The organism is Plectonema cf. radiosum LEGE 06105 (assembly GCF_015207665.1).
Taxonomy (GTDB): Bacteria; Cyanobacteriota; Cyanobacteriia; order Cyanobacteriales; family Nostocaceae; genus Rivularia; species Rivularia radiosa_A.
This window is the reverse complement of the sequence record NZ_JADEWL010000085.1, coordinates 19,012-29,990: the sequence shown is the minus strand read 5'-3', so window position 1 is coordinate 29,990 and position 10,979 is coordinate 19,012. Positions and strand designations below refer to the sequence as shown.

The window sequence follows — 10,979 nt, the reverse complement described above, 5'->3', positions numbered from 1 at the left end:
GGGGGGGATGGGGGGAAGTGGAGTTAGAATTATTTCCTAGGAAGTGATAAGTACGCAGGACGTTATTTACCTTCTGTGACTGTACCGTTTCTGGACGAGCTTGGACGATAAATAATTCGTTGGTAATACCGTCTTTTGCCCATTCAATATCCATCGGGGTATAGGTACCACGCACTTGTGAGTAGTGTTCTTCGATTAAACAAGCTTGCGGAGCTAATTGCAAAATTTCTTCGTCTGATAACGCAAATTGATGGCGATCGCTATTTTTGACGGGAATATTTTTGGTTAATTTTGTGCCTCCGATTTCATAAACCATCTTGATTTCTTTGCTTCCCAGACGTTTTTCTAAAATGGGACGATAACCTTGTTTTAATGTGGGTTTAAATACCAGATATTCATCGGGATTTACGGCACCCTGGACGACGTTTTCACCCAACCCATATGCAGCTGTAATTAACACAGCATCTTTAAATCCAGTTTCGGTATCAATGGAAAACATTACACCTGAAGTGGATAAGTCAGAACGTACCATTTTTTGCACACCGACAGAAAGAGCCACATCAAAATGGTCAAAGCCTTTGATTTGACGGTAAGAAATGGCACGGTCTGTAAAAATTGATGCAAAACATTTATGACAAGCTTGCAAAACACTGGGTAATCCGTGGACGTTGAGATAAGTTTCTTGTTGACCAGCAAAGCTAGCATCGGGTAAATCTTCTGCGGTAGCACTAGAACGAACTGCTACATCTGTATCAATACCATACTCAGAACAGAGATTTTGGTAAGCTTGAGCTATTGCTTGTTGCAAGTCTTGAGGAAAAGAAGTTTCCAGCATCAAAAGTCTGGCTTTTCTACCTCGTTCTCGCAAGTTGTCAATATTCTCAACATCCAAATCTGCAAATATCTCTCTGAGTTGGGTTTCTAATCCTGCGGCTTTGATAAAATATCGATAAGCTACCTCAGTAGTGGCAAATCCGTTGGGAACTTTTACTCCTTTGGGTTGGAGTTGTTGAATCATTTCTCCCAAAGAAGCGTTTTTTCCACCAACTTTAGATATATCAGCGATTCCGACTGCATTTAAAGGTAATACTAAAGTTTGTTCACTAGAACAAAGACGTTCCGATTGTTGATTGGTGAGTGTGTTTCGCATAGCGTGATTTCCTGTAACTCAATTTGAGCAATACCAAGGGAAAACTCCAATCCTGTTTCCGTTCTCTTCTTCTCACACAAATATATTTATAATTAAATAATTTGAGGATTTTGTGAGGATGATATTTTAATTACTGGTTGCCTTCTCCTCACAAGTTCCTCAAATTTTAAATTTATGATTCAACTGTCAGTTATCAGTTTACCGATGTAATTTCTTTTCCTCTGCTCCCTACTCCCTCGATTCGGTAATCATCTTAAACCATTCAAAAGTGTATGGAGTTAATATCAAGTGTTATCAAATAGGATGGAATTACATCAAAGCCGCTTCCATTAAAAAAGAATCAGTCGCTTGTTGATAAACTGGTGTTTGGATTGTCAGAACAGAACAATGTGCATGATGCAGTACATAATTGCTAACACTACCCAAGAAAAACTCACTCAATCCTGTGCGTCCATGACGACCGACTATTATCAAGTCAACCTCTCGACTACGAGCAACATTACAAATCATATATCCTGGAGAACCAGTAGCTTGAACAAATTCAGTCTTTACACCATTCGTTTCAGCTTTATTCGCAAAGGATTGTAACAATTCCATACCTTGTTGTTCTAAAGCCTCCAATCTTTGCATATAGTAATTAATTGCTGTTTCACCATGTACTGTAGGATGATAACCATGTGCAGCGATATACCCTGGTTCGGGATATATTTCATTGAAGGGGAGTATGACATGGGTAATTATTAGTTGAGCATCGGCAGCTAAAGCTAAAGATATAGCTTCATCTAAGATATGTTGATTAGTTTCTCCATCATCTATGGCAACTAAAATTTTTTTTAACATATTTCTACCTCTTCTGTACTAATCAGAAAATTAATATCTTGATCGCAACGCTGTTAGTAAACCATTCAATATTAAAATTAAATTATAAATTTGAGGAAGTTGTGAGGATAATCTTGAGAATTGATCAAAATATTCAAGCAATTCTTAAACTAATTTTTAGCTATTTTATCCTCAAATCATGCTTCCAAAAATGAGAATTCAAAAAAATCATTAAAAAATCATTAAAAAAAATACACAAAATCTTCAATAAAATCTTAAATAAAAATTATATTTGTTAATAAAAATCAAGCTGGATTTATCTTTTATTCTAAAATAAAAATAGTAAAGCTCTTGACATTTTATTATAATATTAAAAAAATCAAATATTAAAATATTAAAATCAATCCAAAAAAAAATCAATTCTAAACCTTTATTGAATTTCAAGCGCCCGAATCTATGAAAATTCTAATTGTAGAAGATGATCAACTTGTTGCTGAAGCGCTGAGTGCTGTGCTGACTGATAAAAATTATGCAGTTGAAGTTGCTGCCGATGGAGAAGCGGGTTGGGATTTAGTTGAAGCTTTCGATTACGATTTGATTATTTTAGATATAACTTTACCAAAGCTTGATGGTATTAGTCTTTGCCGACGAATCCGTTCTAATAACTTGTTAGTTCCAATTATGCTGGTGACTGGATGCAATAGTTCCCATGAAAAAGCTGTTGGTTTGGATGCTGGAGCAGATGACTATTTAGTCAAGCCTTTTGATGAAGAAGAATTAGTTGCACGGATTCGAGCGTTATTACGTAGAGGAAATGTCAATTTACCTACTGTTTTAGAATGGGGTAATTTGCGTCTTGATCCTAGCAGTTGCGAAGTAGATTATGATACAAAAAATTTATCTTTAACTCCTAAAGAATATTCATTATTAGAATTATTTTTACGTAATAGTCGCCGTGTATTCAGCTGTGGAATGATTTTAGAGCATCTGTGGTCTTATGAAGATATTCCTTCGGAAGAAGCAGTTCGTACTCATATCAAAGGATTACGAATGAAGCTGAAAGCGGCAGGAGCCGCTGGTAATTTCATTGAAACGGTATATGGTATTGGGTATCGCTTAAAGCCAATTGAAGAGGAAAGGAAGACAATAGAACAAGGGGAAAAGGAGACAAGGGAACAAGCAGATGAGGAAGAAGCATCGAGTTCTCAAGTAACTAAAGCACAAACTCTTGCTGCGATCGCTGGAGTTTGGGAAAAGTACAAGGGACGTGTATCTGGGCAGGTAAATGTATTGCTCAGAGCAGCACAAGCATTAGAAAATAATCAATATTTGACGAAGGAATTGCATTCTCAAGCAGTCGCAGAAGCTCATACCCTGGCTGGTTCTTTAGGAACTTTTGGTTTTGCGAAGGGTTCCAAATTAGCGCGTCATATTGAACTTTTACTCAAAGAAAATCAGACTTTAAATCAAACTGAAATTGGACAATTTAATGATTGGGTAAATGCTTTAATGATTGAAATTAATCTACCATCACCAATTTCAATTACATCGGACAATGAGCATCAACACATTTCGGAATATCCTTTACTTTTAGTGGTTGATCCACATCAAGAAATTCCCGAAGATTTCATCGAAAAAGCGACCAATTCCAGGTTAAATGTTGCTACTGTAAATAGCATTTTTAAAGCGAGAAAACAACTTTACCAAGAACATCCAAATCTAGCAATAATTGATGGTTCTATTTTAGGAGAAAATGATGGTTTAAGTTTATTAGCAGAATTCAAAAATCGTAAACCGTCAATTCCAGTCATAATCTTATCTCACAAATCATCTCAGGAATTATCTCAAATAACAGATGAGAGTAGAGAAATACCATTGATTGACAATGAGGACAATAGAATATTGCAAAAATCTGCTTGTTCAGAACAAATTTTAGAAACTGCGCTGCAATTAATTAAAAACTTAGAGAATACACAAGCAACAGTATTAGCTGTAGATGATGATCCAAAAGTTCTCGAAGTCTTGCAAAAATTACTTAAATATTGGGGAATCACCGTAAAAACTTTAGCAGAACCGCAAAAATTTTGGCAAACCTTAGAAGAAATCCAGCCGGATTTATTAATTTTAGATGTGGAAATGCCAGGATTTAATGGGATTGAACTGTGTAATCAAGTTCGCAATCATTCCCGGTGGAGCCTTCTACCAGTATTGTTTTTAACGGTTCATAATGAAGCAGAAACTGTAAATCAAGTTTTTAGTGTTGGTGCAGATGATTTTGTCAGTAAGCCAATTGTGGGGCCGGAATTAGTTACCCGAATTGTCAACCGTTTGGAAAGAATTAATTTAATTCGACGAATGACAAAAGAACGGGAAAAACGTCATGAAATGGAATCGGAACGCTGGCGAACAATTTTTAATGCATCTCCTGTATGTATCAAATTAGTTGATGCAGATGGAACTTTATTAGGAATGAATCCCGCAGCTTTAGCGATGATTGAAGCCGACGAAACTGCAATTGGTCAAAATATTTATTCTGTAATTTCCCCCGAATATCATCAGGCATTTGAAAATTTAAACAAAAGTGTTTGTGGGGGTAATAAAGAGACTTTAGAATTTGAAATCATCGGCTTGAAAGGTAGTCATCGGCTTGTAGAAACTCATGGGGTACCTTTACTCAACCCAGAAAATGGTCAATTTATGCAATTGGCTGTGACGCGAGATATCACAACCCGGAAACAAGTTGAAGCACAAAGAGAACAAATTAATTTGTTACTTAAAGCCAAAGTTCAGCAGCAAGCAAGTGTCGCACAGTTGGGGCAATTAGCTTTATTAAATAAAGATATATCTGCTTTGATGGACGAAGCTGTTGCGCTAGTTGCTCAAAGTTTAAATATCGAATTTTGCCATATTTTAGAACTTTTACCATCAGGTAATGTCAGCGGTACACCGCCGTTGCAAGCCTGCGCTGACTGCCGTTCCCCGGTGATATTGCTGCGTGCGGGAATTGGTTGGGATGAAGGATTAGTCAGACAAGCGCTGTTAAGTTTCAATGATTGCCTAACTAGCAATACCTTGCTGACAAAAGAACCCGTGATTATTGAAGATTTGCGCCAAGAAACCCGATTTAACAGCCCTACCTTACTCGAAGAACATGGTATTATTAGCGGTGTAAGCGTACCAATTTTCGGGGTTGGTAGTGCTTATGGTGTTTTAGGTGTATATAGTCGTCAGAAACGGATTTTTAACCAAGATGACGTGTATTTTTTACAAGCCATTGCTAACGTTCTTTCCGGTGCAATCGAAAAACAACATATCGAAACATCTCTGCGTCAAGGCAAGGAAGAATTAGAAAATCGAGTCGCAGAACGCACTGTAGAATTAGTAGAGATGAACGAACGCTTACAATTAGAATTAGCAGAACGTCAGCGAGCGCAAGCCCAATTTTCCGGGATTGTAGAAATTGCCTCCGATGCAATCATTTCTACTGATAGCAATCAGCGGATTACTTTATTTAATCAAGGTGCGGAGAGAATTTTCGGTTATTCTCAAAAAGAAGCACTCGGACAACCTTTAGATTTACTTTTACCCGAACCTTCAGCAGAAGCTCACCGTCATCATGTAGCCAATTTTGGTAAATCCTCTACTCCATCTCGAAAAATAGGCGAACGCCGCGAAATTTACGGTAAACGCAAAGATGGCAGCGTATTTCCCGCAGAAGCGTCTATTTCAACCTTAAAATTAGGCAACAAGATAATTTATACAGTTTATTTGCAAGATGTCAGCAACCGCAAACAAATTGAACGCATGAAAAATGAGTTTGTTTCAGTAGTTTCTCACGAACTCCGTACCCCTTTAACTTCAATTCATGGTTCTTTAGGAATGCTCGCTACTGGTTTAATTCAAGCAAACTCCGAAGATGGTAAACGGTTAGTGCAAATTGCTACCGATAGCACGGAACGCTTGGTAAGACTGATTAGCGATATTCTCGATATCGAGCGCATCGAATCTGGTAAAGTCACAATGTGCAAGCAAATATATCAAGTTTCTGAGTTAATTCTCCAAGCGATACATATTACACAAACTTTAGCGGATAAAGCCCAAGTTAAACTATCAGTCAAAAATTCACCAATTCAATTAGAAGTAGATGGCGATCGCATTATTCAAGTATTGACAAATTTACTAAGTAATGCAATTAGATTTTCTTCCCCCGGTGACACAGTTTGGTTAACAGCTTTTGAGCAAGATTCAGAAATATTATTTACAGTTAAAGATACTGGATGCGGTATTCCCCAAGATAAATTAGAACTTATTTTTGAACGCTTTCAACAAGTAGATTCTTCAGATTCCCGTAATCATGAAGGTACGGGTTTAGGTTTAGCCATTTGTCGCAGTATCCTAGAAATGCACGGTGGAAAAATCTGGGCTGAAAGTATCATGGAAGTTGGGAGTACTTTTTATTTTACTTTGCCAATTCACCGAGGTAACAGTGAACGCCCGAACGAGAATGAATTCTCCCTCTAATAACAAAAGTCCTATGAATAGGACTAAAAAAATTAAGGGGACACAATATTACTTCGGAAATAACTAAAAATCATCATTTAAATCAAATAATCTCTTGGTATTAGTAATGACAGTAAAAAAGATATTAGTAGTTGATAACGAAGAATATATTCAGGAAGTGACTAAAATTTGTTTGCAAACTACTGCAAAGTGGGAAGTGATAACAGCGAGTTCGGGAATTGAGGGAATTCAAAAAGCCGAAACAGAAAAACCAGATGCAATCCTTTTAGATGTGATGATGCCAGATATGGATGGTATTAGTACTTTTAAATGTCTTAAAGACAACTTAATCACTCAGACAATACCAGTAATTTTACTTACCGCTAAAGTGCAAAATACCGAACGTAGCCGCTACACAGATTTAGGAATTAAAGCGGCGATCGCCAAACCCTTCAGTCCCTTAACATTAGCGCAAGAAATTTCCGAAATTCTCGGTTGGGATGATGATTAGTGATGAAATCCGTTGATATGGGAATTACATATTAAGAATTTAGCTGATAAAACAGGTCAAACAATTTTGGATTTTAGATTTGCGAAAATGGATTGACCTTTAATGGTACAGATTACAGAATTACAGACAACAATATTAGCGCGATTCTTGTGCCGAGTAATCCCGGCTTCTTGCCCATTTGCAAGTGACATCAAACTGTTTGGTGACTTAATTGTCCAGATACCACCCTTGTGTAAGCTCAATCCTCTGTATGAGCAGTTAATTGGTTGACGTTTTCGTGCTATTTGCTACCTTAATCAGCTAAGCTCCAACACTTGATTGGATGAAAATCACAATGCAATTAATGTGATAATACCAATCGATAACGGAGGAAATTATGGCAAATAAGTGCAGGTCTAAAAATAAAAAGAAGATTAGAGGTTGGAAAAGACGGATTAAACACATTCAAAAATGGAAACAGCAAAATTTCAACCTGGGTTTAAATAATTTTAACTATGATTATGTCAAAATCTGGATTCACCCTTGGTCAAGTCTTGGAAAACCATCACCGCCATTGTGGTACAGACGGTTAATCTTGTCAGCGATGTTTGAAATTTACCACAATTGGAAAAAACAACTTATTGAAAGAGGAGAGCCTTTTTATTTAAAAATTTGGTTGTTTCATCCACGTTTTTCCCATTCACAAGTCGTTGCAGGAATAGGTGAAAGAATTGATTGGTACGAAAATGTTTTTCCTATCCCAAAAAATCAATACGAACCATTTCCCTATTCCAAGTATGCTTCAAATCACTACAATCTGCATGATATGACATGGGAATTACGTATAGATGATGTTGAGCATTATGAAAAAATGGATGAATTGACACCCCAAGAGGTAGAAGTTCTTCAAAAAACAGCTTACCACATAACTCAAACATCTGACGGTGATACTTTGTACGCAGTCTGGCTAGGCTCAGTCTGGGTTGGTGATATCCAATGATATTACCTCAATTATCAAGCACTAAATTTGAGATTTACCAGGTGATAAATTATTACAGCAGTGAGTAATTGCTTCGGCAGTTAGTCCTGTTATCAAAACCAAAGTTTCTGAAGATTTGCTACTAATGTTTTCTATCCGCTTTCATGATTTTCTTTTCACAAAATAAATTCCTGAGTAAACACAGTACCTTGATAACTAACTTCAACTTTGAATTCTTTATTGGATTCTTCGGTAAACTCTAATTGAATTAGGTTATCAGTTTGTCTTGCACTAACTTCCTGACTGATGGAATCAGCAGTATTAGGATTTAGAGTAATTTTCAAGTTCAAACCGGGTGGTAAATATTCTTCTTGATGAGGAATAATTTGTACCAGTACACTTTGTTCCCCATTTTCTTCTTGTTGAAGATTTACAATTAAAGCTAAGGTTTTATTTTGCAGTAATAGTCCAAAATCAAAGAATTTGGTTCGTGAAATAGAAAACTTATGTGAATTTTTGCTATTTCTAGCATAACCCCACATCGGATTATTTAAAACTTTAATCCCAACCAAGCTTGTAGATTGCCAACCTTCTTCAAATATATCATCCCGCCATTTACTCAAATTTACTAATACTTTATCTACTTGAATTTTTACCTCACTTAGAGTTTCTAACGCTCTATTATTACTTGCTACTACAGGTAATTTAATCGCAGAAGGCTCTAAAAAACGAGTGTATAGTAAGAGGTTATTTAACTCTGTATCAAGTAAAGATAGTGGTAATTGATAACTATCATCTGGTTGAGATTTTAAATCTAGTGATTGAGAATATTGAGAATATTTAAATAGTTCATCATAACGCAAAAAGCCATAAATATTTAATTTTTCCTCTTCTTCTAATACCTCTAACAAGACATAGAAATGAGCAGCAATTTCGGCTAAGGTGATAAGTTTATTTGGTAGGATGATCAAATCATCAACCAAATTATCAATAATAATTAAGCAGAGACGAAAATTATTAATACAAAGAAAAGAAACATCATTAATTAGATTAGCACTATTGTCTGGTTTAATTTTAATACTGGAATTTCTTTCTTTCACATACTTTTCAAAACCAATCTTTCCTAATGTTTTTAAATATATTTCCCATTGATTTTTATCAGGTAATTGGCTCAAATTATCTTCACTGATTACCCGTGCATCATCAAAATCTTCTGCTTCTAACCAAACAAATTTTGGAGAGCAGTTTATTTTATTTTGTTGTGTTTTAATTTGATAAATACGTGAGTTTGTCATATTGCCTCTTGGATGAATTATCTGAAAATAGAATGATGTATATTTTTGATGAAAATTATTAGTTTAACCTGGCTCACGCAAATCATTAAAATAAATCCTAATCATTTGAGCAAATAAGCTATTTTTCATCTTTTTTTTACCAGCTAATAGTTCTGATTTGGCTTTTTTAAATGTTTTATTCCAGACAAATTCTCTAATTTCAGTAGTGATATTTTTGAGATAATCGGGTTCTTGGGAAATTTTCATTGATCGGGATTCATTTAAAGATTTTACAAGATTATCTAAAAAAACTTCTTCAGTTCTATACTGTACTATATCCAAAAAGTTTTCTAATTGAAAAATTCGTCTGGCTTTACTCCAATCAATATCCCACATTTTGCTAATTTCATTCAATGACTTATTTTCTTGGTAATAAAGTCGTAATCCTTCAGGAAATAGTTGAGCAAAATTTTTATAACCTTTACTTTTTTGCAAATCTTGGACACGCTGCTGAATTACTTCCCCGACTATTTGATATAACGTTTGCTCAAATAAATTTTCACAGGTTTCTTGTAATTGTTCTAATTCTACATCCTCCAGGTCGGAATCTCGATGATAAGGTAATTCTGGATGGTCAAAATAATCATTTGTGGAATTATCATAAATTTCCGTGGGTACGGTTTTAGTATAGCCAGTTTTTCTATAAAGCCAGTCTTGACGCAATATTTCTGCAATATATTTTAAACGTACAATTAACTGCTGTGCAGAAAAATTTAAATTAATTTGTTGTAACAAATCCAAGATTTCCTGTAATTGATCTGGTGTTGGTTCTAAACAACGTCCTTTTTCCTGATTTTTGAGTCTATCTCGCTGGTAAACTGTCTGAAAGGCTTTGATAATTTCTTGGTCTTCCATTGGGAGTAGTTGTGATAAAGAACGAGAACCCAATTTACATAGTAATCCCCAATCACTAGGGGTTGCTAACCCAAATTCCCACAAAAATGACTTGATATTTTCATTTTGACGGGTGAGTCTGGTAGTCCAATTATCCAAGCTTTCCTTATGACCTAAATTAGGATTGAATCTCCGCAAAATATCAACACTAAAAAATTCTCCATCTTTAGCGATCGCTTGAATTGTACCATCATGATGATTCAACTTGTATTGAGTTTTTGTCTTAGTATCTATAATTATTAGGGTTTTACCATCATCGTTTAAAACGAAGGGAAGTAAATCGGTGTAATTAAACAGATTTTCTGCATTGACGTTGTAGATGTGAGGAATAGTTTTACAGGAAATGAGAATCCGGTGGGAGACATAGCAACGTAAACAAAGTCCCGCGATCGCACGTTGAAAAATGTCATCAGTTGAGTGAAATAGTTTCCATAAAATAGTTTGAACTTGTTGATTTTCGTCTTTTGATAGTACACAGTTACCGCTTAAGTCAGGGAATTGTCTTTTAAAAAACTCTTTGGCTATAGAGATTTCTCTGTATTTTTTTTGCTTAACATCTTCCCCGATGGGAAGTATCTGCATTTGCCAATATTTTGTTGGTGATGTCATGGTAATTCAAATTACTTTACGACTGGGAAAATATGGTATTAATAGCTAAGCAGCACCAGAGATTTTTTGATGATTTTTCTTGGGGCTGCATCCGTATACATCACATAATATGGGGATAATATTGGCTTAGATATGCACTTTTGTGAATGATTTGTATTTATTTACAGTATATGAACCATTAAACTCCATAAAGAACCCTACTAG

7 protein-coding genes and 1 pseudogene are annotated in these 10,979 nt (G+C 35.5%); 4 read left to right on the top strand and 4 right to left on the bottom strand.

Annotation, left to right across the window (positions count from 1 at the left end):
- Together IQ247_RS21065 and IQ247_RS21060 are read right to left on the bottom strand one after the other, a co-directional pair.
- A partial coding sequence (locus IQ247_RS21065) for a PEP/pyruvate-binding domain-containing protein (protein ID WP_322745544.1) occupies positions 1 to 1,150 on the bottom strand: 1,150 nt, incomplete at its 3' end.
- A gap of 309 nt (positions 1,151 to 1,459) precedes the next feature.
- Complete coding sequence (locus IQ247_RS21060) at positions 1,460 to 1,990, bottom strand: universal stress protein (protein WP_193923086.1); 531 nt, start codon at positions 1,988 to 1,990, stop codon at positions 1,460 to 1,462.
- A gap of 435 nt (positions 1,991 to 2,425) precedes the next feature.
- On the opposite strand from IQ247_RS21060, the gene IQ247_RS21055 reads away from it, so the two are divergent.
- The 4 genes and pseudogenes from IQ247_RS21055 (at position 2,426) to IQ247_RS21040 (ending at position 7,959) form a co-directional block, all read left to right on the top strand.
- The gene (locus IQ247_RS21055; RefSeq protein WP_193923085.1) at positions 2,426 to 6,490 is read left to right on the top strand and encodes a response regulator; all 4,065 of its coding nucleotides are present in this window, start codon (positions 2,426 to 2,428) and stop codon (positions 6,488 to 6,490) included.
- Between the two features lie 106 nt (positions 6,491 to 6,596).
- Positions 6,597 to 6,980, top strand: a complete 384-nt coding sequence (locus IQ247_RS21050) for a response regulator (protein WP_193923084.1) — start codon at positions 6,597 to 6,599, stop codon at positions 6,978 to 6,980.
- A 102-nt stretch (positions 6,981 to 7,082) separates the two neighbouring features.
- Positions 7,083 to 7,247, top strand: a pseudogene (locus IQ247_RS21045) (Mo-dependent nitrogenase C-terminal domain-containing protein); the annotation flags it as partial.
- A 109-nt stretch (positions 7,248 to 7,356) separates the two neighbouring features.
- Positions 7,357 to 7,959 carry a hypothetical protein gene (locus IQ247_RS21040; RefSeq protein WP_193923081.1) on the top strand — a complete coding sequence of 201 codons (603 nt, stop codon included), beginning with the start codon at positions 7,357 to 7,359 and terminating at the stop codon, positions 7,957 to 7,959.
- Between the two features lie 155 nt (positions 7,960 to 8,114).
- On the opposite strand, the gene IQ247_RS21035 is transcribed toward IQ247_RS21040, so the two are convergent.
- Positions 8,115 to 9,233, bottom strand: a complete 1,119-nt coding sequence (locus tag IQ247_RS21035) for a DUF1822 family protein (protein WP_193923080.1) — start codon at positions 9,231 to 9,233, stop codon at positions 8,115 to 8,117.
- Positions 9,234 to 9,296: 63 nt separating this feature from the next.
- Complete coding sequence (locus IQ247_RS21030; RefSeq protein WP_193923079.1) at positions 9,297 to 10,775, bottom strand: hypothetical protein; 1,479 nt, start codon at positions 10,773 to 10,775, stop codon at positions 9,297 to 9,299.
- Positions 10,776 to 10,979: the final 204 nt, after the last annotated feature.